The sequence below is a fragment of the Tatumella saanichensis genome, from assembly GCF_000439375.1.
GTDB lineage: Bacteria > Pseudomonadota > Gammaproteobacteria > Enterobacterales > Enterobacteriaceae > Tatumella > Tatumella saanichensis.
Window position 1 is genome coordinate 1 of record NZ_ATMI01000012.1, and the last position, 15,687, is coordinate 15,687.

General features: G+C 51.4%; 17 protein-coding genes. 6 read left to right on the plus strand and 11 right to left on the minus strand.

Translation table 11 applies throughout. From position 1 onward, the window contains the following. Positions 1 to 148: 148 nt before the first annotated feature. The 8 genes from DW47_RS0105665 to DW47_RS0105700 all read right to left on the minus strand — a co-directional run bounded on the left by DW47_RS0105665 (position 149) and on the right by DW47_RS0105700 (position 6,022). Positions 149 to 436 (minus strand): DUF1330 domain-containing protein, encoded by a 288-nt coding sequence (locus DW47_RS0105665; RefSeq protein WP_029685421.1) that lies wholly within the window; start codon positions 434 to 436, stop codon positions 149 to 151. A 4-nt stretch (positions 437 to 440) separates the two neighbouring features. After that, positions 441 to 1,121, minus strand: coding sequence for a type 1 glutamine amidotransferase domain-containing protein (locus DW47_RS0105670; RefSeq protein ID WP_029685422.1), 681 nt, complete (start codon positions 1,119 to 1,121; stop codon positions 441 to 443). Positions 1,122 to 1,141: 20 nt separating this feature from the next. Continuing rightward, complete coding sequence (locus tag DW47_RS0105675; protein WP_029685423.1) at positions 1,142 to 2,176, minus strand: NADP-dependent oxidoreductase; 1,035 nt, start codon at positions 2,174 to 2,176, stop codon at positions 1,142 to 1,144. 151 nt (positions 2,177 to 2,327) lie between these two features. After that, complete coding sequence (locus DW47_RS0105680; RefSeq protein ID WP_029685424.1) at positions 2,328 to 2,927, minus strand: TetR/AcrR family transcriptional regulator; 600 nt, start codon at positions 2,925 to 2,927, stop codon at positions 2,328 to 2,330. 116 nt (positions 2,928 to 3,043) lie between these two features. Beyond that, the gene (locus DW47_RS0105685; RefSeq protein WP_029685425.1) at positions 3,044 to 3,481 is read right to left on the minus strand and encodes a DMT family transporter; all 438 of its coding nucleotides are present in this window, start codon (positions 3,479 to 3,481) and stop codon (positions 3,044 to 3,046) included. Beyond that, positions 3,474 to 4,397, minus strand: a complete 924-nt coding sequence (locus DW47_RS0105690) for an alpha/beta fold hydrolase (RefSeq protein ID WP_029685426.1) — start codon at positions 4,395 to 4,397, stop codon at positions 3,474 to 3,476. Before DW47_RS0105690 ends, DW47_RS0105685 begins: the two co-directional genes overlap by 8 nt. A 59-nt stretch (positions 4,398 to 4,456) precedes the next feature. After that, positions 4,457 to 5,071: a TetR/AcrR family transcriptional regulator gene (locus DW47_RS0105695; protein ID WP_029685427.1), complete on the minus strand. Its 615-nt coding sequence runs from the start codon at positions 5,069 to 5,071 to the stop codon at positions 4,457 to 4,459. Between the two features lie 42 nt (positions 5,072 to 5,113). Continuing rightward, positions 5,114 to 6,022: a LysR family transcriptional regulator gene (locus DW47_RS0105700; RefSeq protein WP_029685429.1), complete on the minus strand. Its 909-nt coding sequence runs from the start codon at positions 6,020 to 6,022 to the stop codon at positions 5,114 to 5,116. Between the two features lie 176 nt (positions 6,023 to 6,198). On the opposite strand from DW47_RS0105700, the gene DW47_RS0105705 reads away from it, so the two are divergent. From DW47_RS0105705 to DW47_RS0105725, 5 genes are all read left to right on the plus strand, one after another. Continuing rightward, positions 6,199 to 7,203, plus strand: coding sequence for a zinc-binding alcohol dehydrogenase family protein (locus DW47_RS0105705; RefSeq protein ID WP_029685430.1), 1,005 nt, complete (start codon positions 6,199 to 6,201; stop codon positions 7,201 to 7,203). 103 nt (positions 7,204 to 7,306) lie between these two features. Continuing rightward, the gene (locus DW47_RS0105710) at positions 7,307 to 8,218 is read left to right on the plus strand and encodes a LysR family transcriptional regulator (RefSeq protein ID WP_029685431.1); all 912 of its coding nucleotides are present in this window, start codon (positions 7,307 to 7,309) and stop codon (positions 8,216 to 8,218) included. Positions 8,219 to 8,319: 101 nt separating this feature from the next. After that, positions 8,320 to 8,724 carry a DoxX family protein gene (locus DW47_RS0105715; RefSeq protein WP_029685432.1) on the plus strand — a complete coding sequence of 135 codons (405 nt, stop codon included), beginning with the start codon at positions 8,320 to 8,322 and terminating at the stop codon, positions 8,722 to 8,724. A gap of 22 nt (positions 8,725 to 8,746) precedes the next feature. Beyond that, complete coding sequence (locus DW47_RS0105720; protein ID WP_029685433.1) at positions 8,747 to 9,688, plus strand: glutathione S-transferase family protein; 942 nt, start codon at positions 8,747 to 8,749, stop codon at positions 9,686 to 9,688. Between the two features lie 10 nt (positions 9,689 to 9,698). Beyond that, positions 9,699 to 10,301 carry an alpha/beta hydrolase gene (locus tag DW47_RS0105725; protein ID WP_029685434.1) on the plus strand — a complete coding sequence of 201 codons (603 nt, stop codon included), beginning with the start codon at positions 9,699 to 9,701 and terminating at the stop codon, positions 10,299 to 10,301. A gap of 497 nt (positions 10,302 to 10,798) precedes the next feature. Here DW47_RS0105725 and DW47_RS0105730 read toward each other — a convergent pair whose 3' ends face one another. Then, on the minus strand, positions 10,799 to 12,517 hold the full coding sequence (locus DW47_RS0105730) for a hypothetical protein (protein WP_029685435.1): 1,719 nt from the start codon (positions 12,515 to 12,517) through the stop codon (positions 10,799 to 10,801). Between the two features lie 373 nt (positions 12,518 to 12,890). Between DW47_RS0105730 and DW47_RS0105735 the strand changes: the two genes are divergently transcribed. After that, positions 12,891 to 13,358, plus strand: coding sequence for a nuclear transport factor 2 family protein (locus DW47_RS0105735; protein WP_029685436.1), 468 nt, complete (start codon positions 12,891 to 12,893; stop codon positions 13,356 to 13,358). Positions 13,359 to 13,401: 43 nt separating this feature from the next. Here DW47_RS0105735 and DW47_RS0105740 read toward each other — a convergent pair whose 3' ends face one another. Both DW47_RS0105740 and DW47_RS0105745 read right to left on the minus strand, forming a co-directional pair. After that, the gene (locus DW47_RS0105740; RefSeq protein WP_029685437.1) at positions 13,402 to 14,046 is read right to left on the minus strand and encodes a LysE family translocator; all 645 of its coding nucleotides are present in this window, start codon (positions 14,044 to 14,046) and stop codon (positions 13,402 to 13,404) included. Between the two features lie 154 nt (positions 14,047 to 14,200). After that, positions 14,201 to 15,547: a solute carrier family 23 protein gene (locus DW47_RS0105745; protein WP_051150837.1), complete on the minus strand. Its 1,347-nt coding sequence runs from the start codon at positions 15,545 to 15,547 to the stop codon at positions 14,201 to 14,203. Positions 15,548 to 15,687 lie beyond the last annotated feature (140 nt).

The following is a 15,687-nucleotide window of genomic DNA, read 5'->3' on the forward strand; positions in this document are numbered from 1 at the left end:
GATAGAGGATAATCTCGTTGGGTGCGTTTGAACTCTGTCATCATCACGTTCTCCAGAATTAGAACAGGAACGTGTCAACGCTATTCAGGACGGGTCAGATGCAAATAAAAAGCCGGGATCGCTCTCGGCTTTTTCGTTGAGTGCTGTCTTACACGCCTTCGGTAAGGATCACCCGGTAGTTCGCCCCTTTCAGACGATGCTGCCGGGCATCCTGGTACTCAGGACTCTGATACCAGGCTTTCGCGGCTGCCATATCGGGGAACTCTAGGATCACCACACCTTCCGCCGCGTCACCTTCCAGTGTTTCCACCGCACCGTAAAACGCCCGTGGCGTCAAAGGATGACCGTCGACGGCTCCCGCGGCTTTGTCAGCGTAACGGGCCATCTCATGCTCATCGACGGTGTTATCGCGGATAAAAATGACATAAGCACTCATGGTGTTAACCTTTCAATGCTTTCAGCAATGCCTGAGCGGTAGCCGCTGAGGAACCCGGGTTCTGGCCGGTGATCAGCAGACCATCAGTCACCACATACTCGCCCCAGTCGGCACCTTTGCTGTAGTCAGACCCGTTCTGTTTTAGCATATCTTCCACCAGGAACGGCACGACATCGGTCAGTTGAACGGCCTCTTCTTCACTATTACTAAAGCCAGTGGTACGTAGGCCTTTCACCAAGGGTTCACCGTTGGCTTTTTTGACATCACGGAATACGCCTGGTGCGTGGCAGACCGCAGCCACGGGACGGCCCAATTTAAGGGTCTGTTCAATAGCGGCAATCGAGTGTGTATCGGATGCCAGATCCCACAGCGGACCATGGCCACCTGGATAGAAGATCGCATCGAAGTCTTCTACCTTGACGTCGGACAGCTTCAGGGTAGCCGCCAGCTGTGCGTTAGCCTGTGCGTCATTCTCGAAGCGGCGGGTGTCGTCAGTCTGGAAATCCGGGAGATTACTTTTAGGATCGAGCGGAGGTTGTCCACCCAGCGGCGAGGCCAGAGTTAACTCTGCGCCTGCATCCTTAAACACATAGTAGGGGGCCGCTAATTCTTCCAGCCAGAAACCGGTTTTTTCGCCGGTATTCCCCAAGGTGTCATGTGAGGTCAGAATCACCAGTACTTTCATGTTATTTCTTCCTTTTCTATTTAGCTGTCTGCCAGACGGACAACCAGCTTGCCAAAGTTGTGACCCTGTAACATACCGATAAAGGCTTGCGGGGCATTTTCAAAGCCATCAACCAGGTCTTCGCGATAATAAATTTTGCCCTGACGGATCCACTCTTCCATACGGGTGCGGAAGGCCGGGAAGTGTGGGGCATAATCATCAAAAATGATAAAACCCTGCAGGCGGATACGTTTTTTCAGTAGGGTACCGATAAAACTGGGTAAACGGTCCGGTCCTTCAAACTCACCACTGTGGTTGTACTGTGCCACCACGCCACATAATGGAATACGCGCTTTACTGTTCAACAATGGCACTACCGCATCAAACACGGCCCCACCAACGTTTTCGAAATAAATGTCGATCCCATCCGGACACGCGGCTTTCAGTTGTTCTGCAAAATCAGCATCTTTATGGTTCAAGCACACATCAAAGCCGGCGTTTTCCACGGCATCACGGCATTTTTCGTCACTGCCCGCCACGCCGACTACACGGCAACCTTTGATTTTACCGATCTGCCCGACGGTACTGCCGACCGGGCCACTGGCCGCGGCCACGACCAGCGTTTCTCCTTCGGCGGGCTGGCCAATATCGGTCAGTCCCATGTAGGCGGTAAAGCCTGGCATCCCCAGTACACCCAGTGAGTGAGAGGGGTTTACAGGATGCTGCCCCAGGTTGACCTGAGCATTGCCATCGGACAATGAATAATCTTGCCAGCCCCCGAACGCCAATACCCAATCATCTTTTTTGAAGTCTGGATGACGCGAACTGACCACTCGGCTGACTGTCCCGCCAACCATGACCTCACCAACGGCTACCGGTGCAGCATAAGAGGGCGCATCGCTCATTCGACCACGCATATACGGATCCAGGGAAAGATAGACTGCGCGCAGAAGGATCTGTCCTTCTTGCGGCTGTGGGATCTCAGCGGTTTCGAGACGGAAGTTTTCTGCCGTCGGCTGTCCCTCTGGGCGGGAAGCCAGTACCCAGCGGCGATTTGTCTCAGTGGTCTGTTGCATAGCGATCTCCATGTAAAGTGTCCTGTTTCCGCAGGCATCAGTCAGGACTGTCATGCTGAGCGGAACTCCATTAGACCAGTCGTCTATATAGTAAAAAAAATCGTAGCGGCTGATAAGTGCCCGTGTCGTGCAAGGCACATAATGACAATTTTCAGTATAGTGGTAACAGGCGTTTTGTCAGGGCCAGGGCTGTATTAAGCGGTTGTAACTGCCCATTGATTTTTCCGAGCAGGCTGGCTCCAAGCCATAACTGATATAGGCTGCTGGCAAATTCAGTGATCCCTTCTGGGGGTGGGGTAAAACCCGTCTGCTGCACCATGATCTCCAAGTGCTGTGCCAATCGGCGGATCACCTCCGCTGTGCCTTGATCTAATACCGCGCGCATTGCCTGTGACAAATCACTGACTTCTGCACCAAGCTTTACCGCCAGACACTGATACCCTTTCGGTTGTCCACCCTCATCAATGACGAGCCAGTTCTGCCAATAACCCAGTAGTGCACGGGCTGCATCCTGGTCTGAGGCCAGCAGTGCGTCCATTTCCTGCAAGTAGCTCGCGAAATAATCCTGCAACATGGCAACGCCAAACTCTTCTTTGGACGCAAAATAGTAATAGAACGAGCCTTTGGGGATCCCGGCGGCATTGAGGATCTCATTCAGTCCGACGGCCGAAAATCCTTTATGGCTGATAATTTCCCGAGCAACTTGTAACACTCTTTGCCGGTTATCATTGTTGGTACGGGCTGGTTTCATTGCATTAGCTCCTGCGATGCCGTCACGATATCCCGGCTCGTTGCCAATAACGACCGGTGACAGTAGGCAGTATAAAGAGCGCGGCGCTTACGAGCTAGCCTCAGTGTGCGGCTCGTTTACATCAACCACGCGGCCAGGATCAGCAAAAGGGCAGCTATCCCCCGTCGCAGATCGAGACTGTGCTGCACTAAACCGAACAGGGAAAACTGATCCAGCGCCAAGGAAGCCAGTACCTGCCCGGCGATGACCAGTGCGATCATTGCGGCACTGCCAAGGCGCGGGGTCACAGCGGTGGTGGCGCACAGCACTACCGCTCCACAGATACCGCCACACCACGCCCACCATGGCAGACTGCTGAGCGTTTCGCTGCGGATTAGGGTACGTCCAGAGACCAACGCCATCAATGTTAATACCAATGTCACCACGCATCCGGAGACGGCGGCCGCCCGTATTGGTGAGCCGAGAGCTTTCGCCAGTGTTGCGTTCATGGCGGCCTGTAGGGGCAGCATGACCCCAGCGGCGATGGCGGCCAGGCTGAACCACAGGTTATTCATCTGCCATCTCCTCTGTCTGTCGGTAAAAGCGCAGCAGTTCAGCCACCAGCGCTTCAGGGGCTTCTTCAGGGAGGTAGTGACCACAGTTGGGTATAACTTGGCCCTGCAGCTGGGAACATTGTGACGCTAGGCTGCTAAACAGTTTATCCGCGACTCCCTGTTCTGCTCCAACCGTCATCACCGGTAGGTTGAGAGGCTGATGCTGCCGTCGTTGGCTTTCTGCCAGCTGCGGCTCACTGAAAGCCTGACGGTAGTAGCCCAGGGCTGCGGTGAGGGCACCGGGGCGAGTATTGACCCGCAGGTATTCACGGCGGTCAGCGGCATTGATGGACTGCGAATTGAGTGTCTTATGGTCAAATAACCAATTTAGATACGGCTCTTCACGGCCGGACAGCAGTATTTCGGGTAATTCTGTCAGCAGATTAAAACTGAAGTGCCAGCTTTTCTCTGCCTGCTGCGCGGCGCTCAGCGGAGAAGGGCCTGCGGCGGCAGGAACCGGTAGGCCAGGGATTAAGGCATCCAGCAGTACCAGTCGTTTTACCCGCTGCGGGTGATCCGTTGCCAGTGCATAGGCGACCCAACTGCCGACATCATGACCGACCACATCCAATGGTTGATCACTACAGGCAGCGGCCAGTGCGGCAATATCTGCCGCCAGGGTGGTGGTATCATAGCCCTCAGCCGTAATAGTTGAGTCGCCCATACCGCGTAGGTCTGGCACGATCACCCGATAGCCGGCATCTGCTAGCAAAGGCATCACATGACGCCAGCAGTACCAACTTTGTGGCCAGCCGGGCAGCAGGAGTAGCGGTGGACCTTCCCCGCCGGCCACATAGTGTAGACGCAGGTCTGCTGTGTCGAAAAAATGGTGGGAAAAGCGCTCAAAGAAGCGGTTCGGATTAAAGGTAGCAGTCATAACATGTCCTCGATAATTTGGAAACAATCATTTCCTAAATGGCTAAATAAAAAGCCCAGTTAGGGCTTTAACAGTTCGATAGCACTTTGTTCTATTTGCGCGGCTACCTGGGGTGATAGCCCAGATTTGCCCAGAACTCTGATACCTTGGGTCATCGCCAGCAACAGTGAAGCACTCCGCTCAGCATCCAGAGAGGCATTAATCGAGCCATCTCGAATACCTTGCTGCAGACAACGTAGAAAGCGCTGGCGGTAACGCTCCATAAGCTCGGCGACCACTGTGGCGATCTGCGGGTCGGTGGCGGCTAATTCATTAGCGGTGGAGACCACGAGGCAGCCGATACGTCCGGATTCGCCGCTGCTACGGTTCAAATAGTGGTTCAGCAGCAGCCGAATACCGGCTAACCCGCTATCAACGCTTGCAAGTTGCTGTTCAAGACGTTGGTTATTCACGCTGACATAGCGCTGTAACGCGGCATTAAACAGGCCTCGTTTATCGGTATAGGCTTTATAAAGGCTGCCTGCGGTCAGGCTAGTAGCTTGACTGAGGGAAGATATCGACGAGCCGTGATAACCTTGCAGGGTGAACTGCTGGATCGCGGCATCCAATACCTTTTCGCTATCGAATTCCCGTGGTCGCCCGGGATTGCGTAGGGCAGAATTTTTCGTTTTCATTTCGCCATATTAGGATATGATTGTTTCCTAATCAAGTTGATTCTATTTTCCCTCCGCTAATAGGGTGCTTAACTGATCACTGAGGCGCTGATACAGCAGGCGGACAGCCGGTGAAAATTGCTTACGGTGTGGGCAGATCAGATACAAAGGGGCCGCTTCACCCTGATAGTGGCTCAGTAAAATAGTGAGTCGCCCGGCTGCCACATCTTCACTGACATCTAACTGCGATTTATAGGTGATGCCGTAGCCAGCCACTGCCCAGCGCCGGACCACGTCGGCATCATCACACTGCCAGCGACTGCCGACCTGAACCGTCTGTGAGCGGGCTTGGTCCATAAAGGTCCATTTGTCGTAAAGCTGACCACCGAGCGTGTAGTGGAGACAGTGATGCTGATAGAGGTCGTCAGGACGCTGTGGCTGACCATGTTCAGCCAGATACTTGGGGGAGGCCACCAATACACGGCGATTGGAGAGGGCTAACGGTCGCGCCACGTAGTTATTGTTGCCGGGTTCACCGTAACGGATGGCAATATCCACGGGGTCACGGAACACATCGCTCAGTTGGTCAGACAGCGACAGTTGCAGCCGTAAGCCGCCATGTTGCTGAGCAAACTCACTGATCCACGGCAGTAGGATGCGACGACCACAGTCAGAGGGTAACGCAATACGTAACACACCGCGCAATTCATCACTGTTGCTACGCAGACTCTCATGGCCCGCTCGCATGACGTCGAGGACTTCCTGGGCGTAAGGCAAATACTTCTCACCCTCAGCGGTCAGTCGCAGGCTGCGGGTGGTCCTGGCGAACAGACGGCTGTCGAGGCGCTGCTCAAGCCTCTGGATTGCCACACTGACCTGACCAGGCAGCAAATCGGCTTCGCGGGCGGCGAGAGAGAAGCTCCCTAAGGCCGCGACACGAACAAACAATTGCAGATCATCGGGACGGACCATATTCACTCCAAGATAAGAAAAACCGGCGGTTATTACAGTATAAATTATTATTAATAACGATGATTTTCACAAAAAAAAGATAACTGTTTTTCGTTTTAGCTACTGTATCAACCGGCAGATCGACGCCACACTGTTCTACACAGCAACCCTTATCTGAACACTGAACAGGAGTGAATATGAAAGCCATCGTTTATCAACAGGCCGGTTTACCGTTAAATGACCCTCAGTCTTTGTATGACACTGAGTTGCCAAAGCCTCAGCCGGGACCCCATGATCTACTGGTTAAAATACAGGCCATTTCGGTGAATCCGGTGGATACTAAAGTGCGTCAAGGTAATCAGCCAGATCAGCCTAAAATCTTAGGTTGGGATGGGGTAGGTATCGTTGAAGCGGTAGGTGACAACGTCACTTTATTCTCGCCTGGTGATGAGGTGTTTTATGCGGGCTCACTGATCCGCCCCGGCACCTATGCGCAATATCATCTGGTGGATGAGCGAATTGCTGGGCGTAAACCTGCCAGTCTCAATGCTGCACAAGCGGCTGCACTGCCGCTGACCTCTTTGACCGCTTGGGAATTGCTATTTGACCGTCTCCAGGTGGGTGATGGCGAGGGCAAATCGTTGTTGATCCTCGGGGCTGCCGGTGGAGTCGGGTCAGTACTGACCCAGTTGGCCTCAAAACTGACCTCCCTAAAAGTGATCGGTACCGCTTCTCGCCCAGAAACCCGTGACTGGGTCAATTCACTGGGCGCGAGCGTGGTGATCGATCATCATCAACCGCTGGCAGAGCAATTACAGACAGCGGGGATTGAGCAGGTAGACTACGTGGCTAGCCTGACCCATACCGATCAGCACTACCCACAGTTGGTGGATATTATCGCGCCACAAGGGCGTTTAGGCGTTATTGATGATCCGGACATGCTGGATGTGGTTCCGCTTAAACGTAAAGCGATCTCCTTGCACTGGGAGCTGATGTTTACCCGCTCACTTTATCAGACTGAGGATATGGTCAGGCAACACCAGATCCTCAATGAGGTGGCAAGGCTTGTGGATAACGGTACCCTAAAATCGACCCTCAATACCCATGCGGGCACTATTAACGCCGAAAACCTACGTAATGCTCACCAGTTGCTGGAAAGCGGCCGTTCACAGGGCAAAATTGTGTTGGAAGACTTTGACTAAACACTGACGGTTATCTCTACGCAGCGACTTCGGCTATGATAACCGATCCCGACAGGGGGGCGATGCCTCCCTTCGGCACGGTGAAACGCTCAGGAGACTATGTGTGGAAAGACTGGATTGCGACAGAATGTTTATCGCAGTCGCGGAAACCGGCAGCTTTACCGCTGCGGCGAAGCGTCTGCATACCAGCCACGGACAGGCGTCAAAGCTCATTTCCAAACTGGAACAGGTATTAGGGGTTCAGTTGTTTCGCCGCAGTACCCGTTCATTGGCGGTCACCGATGTCGGTAAAGCCTACTATGAACGGATCCGTACCTTAATTGATGACTATGATGCCCTTAACGATGCCATCAGCAATACCTCTGATGCGCCCGGCGGCAGGTTGCGGATTTCCGCGCCCGTCACTTTTGGCACCACTCAGCTGACTCCCGCATTGATTAATTTTGCCCAACGTTACCCAGATATCGAGCTGGATGTCAGTTATGCGGATAGATTGGTCAATATCATCGATGAGGGTTTCGATCTGGCGCTGCGTATCGGGACTTTAGCGGACAGTAGCATGATGGCGCGTAAACTCTGTGATATCCGTATTCTGCTGGTGGCGTCCCCCGACTATCTAGCTGCCCGCGGTGTGCCTACCACCCTTAGTGAGCTTGATGATCATGACTGTATCATCGATACCAACTTCCGTGACCCTTATCGTTGGCCTTTTGCCGACAGCGGTTCCGGGCTGCGCGAACAACCTGTGAATGGACGACTGAAGTTCTCCAATGCGGAAGTCTGCTTACAGGCGGTGACCGCAGGGCTAGGTATTGCCCGACTGCCTACCTTTATTGCAGGTGAAGCCCTTAGAAATAAGCAGGTTGTACCGGTGCTGGACGACTTTGCCCCCGCGCCTTTGGGACTCTTTGCTCTCTATCCACCGGCGAAATATCTGGCTCATAAATCCCGAGTGGTGATTGATTATTTAGTCGAAGCCTATGCCGGACAACCCCGTTGGGAGCAAGGGTGGTGATTATTTCCATTTTGGAAATTAATATTCCCGTAGTGGACGGCTAATCAGGGTCCATCAATACAGGTAGAGTGTCCTCAATCTAACTTACTGAGGACATACTCATGACTGACAATCGTACCGCACCTTATGCCGCGCTGATCCTGCGCATCTCTTTAGGCATCCTGTTTCTGGCGCACTTTGGACTGAAGTTCTTTGTGTTTACACCGGCCGGTACCGCTAAGTTTTTCGCCTCCTTAGGACTGCCGGGTGGGCTGGCATATCTGGTGATGGCAGTGGAATTTATCGGGGCTATCGCACTGATCCTCGGGGTTTATGCGCGTGTGGCGGCCATTGTACTGATCCCAGTGCTGTTGGGTGCCATCGCAACTGTGCACGGTCCTGCGGGCTTCTTCTTCACTAACCCTAACGGCGGCTGGGAATTCCCTGGTTTCTGGATCATCGGCCTGCTGGTGCTGGCACTGATGGGTGACGGTAAATTTGCGTTAAAACCTACTTTTAGTCGTTAATCATTCCTTTAAGGAAACGGTTATGCTGGTGAATGGCAAATGGACCGCGAACTGGCATCCGGTTCAAGCGGTTGATGAAAAAGGCGGATTCGTCCGCCAAACCTCTGGGTTTCGCCATCAGGTGACACCGGATGGTGAGCAGGGCTTCCCGGCGCAAGCGGGGCGTTATCATCTGTATGTGGCCTATATTTGTCCTTGGGCGTCTCGCACTTTGATGGTACGTAAGCTGAAAAAGCTAGAAGAAGTGATTAGCGTTTCTGTGGTGGAGCCTTGGTTACTGGATGAAGGCTGGCATTTCGGCGATACCCCTGGTGCCACCAGAGATGACGTTAACCATGCTGAATGGATGCACCAGATTTACACCAAAGCGGACCCGCATTACACAGGCCGTGCCACGGTCCCAGTATTATGGGATAAGAAAACCGGCACCATTGTCAATAATGAGTCCGCTGACATTGTACGGATATTAAACAGTGGCTTCGGCGAACTGGCAGATAATACCATTGACCTCTACCCCGAGGCTTTACGGGCAGAGATCGACGGCTTAAATGCGGAAATTTATCCGGCACTGAATAACGGTGTCTACCGTGCAGGTTTTGCAACCACTCAGTTGAGTTACCAAGAAGCCTTTAATGATGTCTTCGCAGAACTGGCAAAACTAGAACAACGGCTTAGCGATGGCCGTGATTACCTGCTGGGCAGTGCCTTGACTGAAGCCGATATTCGTTTATTTGTGACATTGATCCGTTTGGATGCGGCCTACTACGGATTATTTAAATGTAATCAGCATCATTTGGCCGAATATCCGGCGCTGTATCGCTATACTCAACGCATCCTAAATTTGCCGGGTATCCGCAGTACGGTCAATATTGACCATATTAAGCAGGGCTATTATTCGATAAAAGCCCTTAATCCGACCGGGATTATGCCGGTAGGGCCAGATCTTTCCGCCCTAGGACTCTGAGAGGACGTTGATGAGTAAGAAAATCATTATTCTATTACACGGTGTTGGCAGCAACGGAGCTGATTTGCAGGGACTGGGTGATTACTGGCAGGCCAGTATGCCAGGGGTGATTTGTGAATCGCCTAATGCGCCACAAGATTGTGATATGGGCCAAGGCTATCAGTGGTTCAGTGTTAGTGGCGTTACCGAAGAAAATCGTCCGGCTCGTATTGTCGAGGCCCGTGAGCAGTTCGATGCCACTCTGAAAGGGATCCTTAACAAACATCAGATCGGTACAAAGGATAAGCTTATTCTGGTTGGATTCTCCCAAGGCAGCATTATGTCTCTGGATGCACTGGTACGTGATGCTCTGCCGCTGGCAGGCGTGGTGGCCTTTTCGGGACGTCTTTCGTCACCGGCGCCTTACCATCCTGCCACCGACAGTAAAGCAATTTTGATCCACGGTGACGCCGACCCGGTGATCCCATGGACTGAAAGTCGTGACGCACAGCAGAAACTGCAGGCCGCAGGGGTAGAGGTTGAACTGAGCGTTGAAGCTGGCGTTCCTCACACTATCACCGGTGCTGGCGTCGGCACTGCCGAGGCCTTTATCCGCGAGCGTTTCGCGCTCTAATAACCGGCTTGACCGTATGGGGCTTATGCTGTGGCATAAGCCCCTTTTTTTTGAACATAAAAAAATCAATTGCCATTCATTGCTCACTAGGGCAATCGACGTTGGCTAAAAGTCCCTCGACTTAAATGTCATTACCGATCAAGATGGATAACCATCCGTTCCGTTTGTTGTGTTCCCTACCAGAAAAAGATGCCGTGGCTGCTAGCCGGAGGGCAACTGATAGCCTGGACACTGGGTTTTGTCGCGCTGAATAGGTGACCTAGCGGGGGATAAACTGTAAAAATATCTCCCTCATATCAATTTTCGATCTGGAAGCAATATTTGAATAATCGCCTAGCAATGCCAGCTAACTTGCACGGTTGTGGAACGAACTGACTTTTCGTAACACGACTAAGATGCAAGTGCTGCAGGTTAAAATCGAATAAACCTTCACCGAATTTAGCGTTTATAGCGCAGTCGCCCCATCGGGTTCTAGCTCATCAGTGCGCACACCGAGTTTACTCATCTTCAGATTCTTCTTCCTCAATTTCTTGCGGCAAAGGCGGAAGGTTATAGATATCCTCCGGTGTGAATCCTGCGATTTTTTTAAGCAGCCTTTCTGAGGATAGGACGGGTTGACTTTTACTCCGTTCAAATGCGTTGTAGGAATAACGTCCTTCATTCACCCAGTCTAAATAACGATTGATGCTACCAATGAGGGTGTTGCAGGTGTGTTTATTACTATTTGTGCTACCGATCGAGTGCTGACCTGCAGTGAAGCGAATCGACGATTTGGCAATATAGGCTAGATCCTTGCCACTGAGGGTCGATTCATTTATTCGTTCTGTTGTCGCCTCATTCAGGACAAACTCTCTTGCCCAGAGTTCATTAACGTTGCCGAGATAGTATTCAAATGAGTTGTGGAAATACCCTGTAGTGATGAGTTTACGAATCTGCCAAGCTACCTCTTTTTTATCACTGCGGCGATCTAGCTCTTCTAGTAATACCGGTAACGCCATAAATCTGCTATCTGCAATGCCGATGATATTTAAATGAAATTTCGCAACCCAAAGTATTTTATTAAATTGGTTTAGTGCAGAATCCTCCAGCGCGTTGAAAGAGGCTGTGGACATCTTGATTAATCCGCCGATTGCCAGAGACTGGAAAAGCATCTTTGTCATTGTTTCAGAAGGGAATATGTATTTTCCTGAACGTTCTAGCGTTTTGAATCCCCAATCATCGCCACAGCCATCAACAAAAGCGCACAGTATCATCAGCATTCTGGTAGGAATTTTTTCAAGTGAGAGGGGGGGAATATGTTCAGGATTCAGGGGGTGATCAGCCCTTGCCCCTATTTTCTCTTTTAATTTAGCGATTGAGCGCCTGAGCTTTACAGCTTTGTCGTCATCATTAACGTAATCTATCCAGTAACAAGCTTCGTCAATATCAGCCAAATCTATAGCGGCATGTGCCGTGTTGAATGCCAATGAACTTAGATAGCTAGTGCATCCTGCTGAAAGGTTGGGGACGCTGAGGAACCGCTTGGCAACCTCAATACTGTGTTTAGGGTTCCTGTCGAGACTAAAATAGGATTCAAAAAAGAGCAAGCTCTGGCAGGTATCTTCGCCCACTTGATGAGATATAAATTGAGTTAGTTTTTCAAGGGTAGCGAGTTGGCGTGAGTTACCCAACAGTATATGATGTGTTGCTTCATAGAAAGCTATCAACTGATCGTTATTCAGATTATTGATATCAAAAATGGGAGGTTCTTTGTTAAAAGATGCCGAATTGCCCATCAGACAGTTAAAATAAGTAACGTACTGCTGCTTTGCAGCCGAAATAATAAACGCTCTGATGATTGCAATGTAGGGACTGAATGAGGCATCACTTTGCGCTAGGGAAAACACCGTACAAATCTGCTCACTAAACTCATACCTTTCGTTCTGCTCTAGCGCTGATTGAATCAGTGGAGTTGCTGGAGTGCCAGAAAATACTATCAGGTTTAGTACCGCCTGCCTTTCCGTCTGAAACGCTTTTGCTTCCCGCGCTATCACGGCTTTACAGAAATAATAATCTGCAGAGATTTCGTTGGTTTCTTCAGTATGCAGAATTACCTTTTCACAAACTGAATAAAAATCCTCTTTTTTTTGAATTGGCAACTGTTTGTTTGGGAACTTAGCCTCACGAAGTTTACGAGTGGCACTGGCTGTAACTTGCTTCCTATTCCGCTTTTTCATCGTTTAAATCCACTAGATAACCTTGGGGAAGTGTACTGCTAAGAACTTACGCACTCAATAAAATGAACAATTTCTGACCGTTTGTGTTCATCTATTTTGATATTGTTACGGTTATGTTGGAATGGACTGCTAGCTTTTAGGAATATCTTGCAAGCAGTTTAGTTTCTCTTTAAGACCAACTTCCACTCCCCAGATAAACCAAAAGTCTAAGCCTTCAATGCAGTCATAGAGATAAAACACCTTTATTCTAATCCATAGTCCCTTATTCTTCCCCTCTGGTAACTAGCCCCGCAGTTGACAGCCCTTTAATCGGCACACACACTGCTTTAAGCTGGCCTATAGGCCTGCCTTTTACTGCCTTGGAGATCGTAGAATGAGCACACGTCCGCCATTACCGCCGTTTACCCGTGAATCGGCAATCGAAAAAGTGAGACTGGCCGAAGATGGTTGGAATAGCCGTGATGCCGATAAGGTTTCTCTGGCGTATTCTGAGGATACCCGCTGGCGTAATCGCGCCATTTTTGTGAATAACCGTGAACAAGCAAGAGACTTTTTGCAGGAAAAATGGCAGCACGAACTGGATTACCGTCTGATTAAAGAGTTGTGGGCATTCAGTGGTAATCGTATTGCAGTGCGCTACGCCTACGAGTGGCATGATAGTACCGGTAACTGGTTCCGTTCTTATGGAAATGAGAATTGGGAATTTGCCGAGGATGGACTGATGAGTGTTCGCCATTCCAGTATCAATGATCTGCCGATCAGTGAGGAGCAGCGTCTGTTTCACTGGCCCTTAGGCCGACGTCCTGATGACCATCCCTCCTTGAGCGATCTGGGACTATAAACCTGGCCCGGGGGCAGTTCATCTGTCCCCGAGCGTACTCCTGTCAGCGACGAGTCAGAGCCAGCCGAACCCCTAGGGCAATAAAGGTTGTGCCGACAATCCTGTCCAGCACCTTTTGAATGCGCGGACTACCGGCCAATGCGCCGCCGGCTGCGCCTCCCAGCAGTGCACAGCAAATATCTACCATAAAAGCCACCCATGCATAGGTCAGTCCGAGGATCAGGAACGCTTGGCTATGATGTGAACCATTGGGAGTCACAAACTGCGGGAAGAATGAGATAAAAAACAGTAAGACTTTTGGGTTAGTCAGGGTGGTGATATAGCCCTTGAGCAATAGTTCTCTTGCAGGTGTACCGCGACGGATTTTATCACTGTCCGGCGCAGTGTTAACGGTATGACGCAGCGTACTTAACAGCATACGTGAACCCAGATAAATCAGGTAGCCAGCCCCCAGATATTTGACCAAGGTAAACAACAGCGGTGAGGCAGCGACTAAGGCGGTTAAGCCAAGGGTGCTGGCGAGGGCATGAGTGACACTGCCTAATGCCACACCGGTCGCAGACAGTAGACCGGCTCGTCGGCCATTGGCCATGCTTTGCCCGATGACATAGGCCATATCGGGCCCCGGAGTGACGGATAATAAGAATACCGATAAAACAAACAGGCTGAAACTGGTGATGTCAGGCATTATTTCCTCTGAAAACAGATACTCTGCGGACTAGGGTGACGATGATAGTGCCAGAGGGGGGATCGTGAATCTACTGTTTTGCGGAGGCTTTGGGGATAGTTTTCAGCCATTGCATTGACCGTCCCTGGTGAAAGCGGGACGGTCAGGTAGGCAGTTAATGCAGGCCGTCCGATTTGACCGACGGTGTCAGGGGAGCCGCTGTGGGCGTATCAGTGGTTTTATACCGGTAGCTGAGAAACGCATTTAGCAAAATTGCTCCAAACGTCGCAGTACCGATACCACTTAGGGTGAAACTGCCGAGTGTCAGTGAAAAATTACCGGCACCTAATACCAAGGTTACCGCCACCACGATTAAATGATGATTACGTCCCAGATCCACCTGATTCTGTACCCAGATCCGAGCGCCGGAGACGGCAATCAGACCGAACACCACAATCGATGCACCACCGATCACCGGCGCAGGGATAGCATGGATCAATGCGCCAAACTTCGGTGAAAAACCGAGTAATAGGGCAATAAGTGCCGCCGCGACAAATGCCAGTGTAGAATAAACTTTGGTGACCGCCATCACGCCGATATTCTCTGCATAAGTGGTTACGCCGCTGCCGCCTACACTGCCAGAAACCATAGTGGCTAGACCATCCCCCAGAAATGCCCGGCCTACCCACGGGTCCATATCTTTACCGGTCATCCCGGAGACAGCTTTTAGATGCCCAAGGTTTTCGGCCACCAAGATAATGGCGACTGGCGCTATCATTACAATTGCTTGCCAGTCAAAAACCGGCGCTGTGGTGGCGGGGATCCCCCACCATGGGGCGGCTTTGAGGGCGCTGAAGTCTACCGGAGTGCCCAGACCTAATCCGTTGGTTAACAGCGCGTAAATGACCCAGGCCATTATCAAGCCGACCAGTAGCAGCAGCCGCTGGAGCAGCCCACGGGTAAACACTGCGGCTATGCCAATACACACCACCGTAATCACTGCCATCCAACTGTCAAAGCTGTTAGCAGAAACGCTGTGAATAGCGATAGGCGCCAAGTTAAGACCAATCGCCATCACAACGGCACCGGTAACCACTGGCGGCATCAGTTTTTCTATCCAACCTGCACCGACTTTCATCACAATCAGCCCAATCAAGGAATAGACGGCACCGCAGGCAATAATTCCGCCCAGGGCCAAGCCCAGATGTGGATTGATGCCCTGACCATTAAACGCCGTGACTGCAATCACCACACCGACAAAAGAGGCGCTAGAACCGAGATAAGCGGGTACACGGCCACGGGTAATAATAAAAAACAGCAGGGTACCAACCCCTGACATTAGAATACTCAGGTTAGGATCCAGTCCCATCAGCAGGGGCATCAGTACGGTGGCTCCAAACATGGCAACCGCATGTTGGAGACCAAGGATCAGGGTCGGCAGCAGCGGCAGTGTTTCATCCGGAGCTACCATCCCACCTTCAGGCAGGGCCGTTTTTTTTCGCCAGACAGGAAACCAGTTCATAGTTGCTGTACTCCCGGAGAATGGATAAGCAAGTGATCGGCATCGATGACAACTGCTGCCCGATCAGTGACGATTTGGTCACCGCTCAAGAACGGACCCTCAGGGCTGGGCATCTCCCGACGCTCCCTGATGCATGGCCG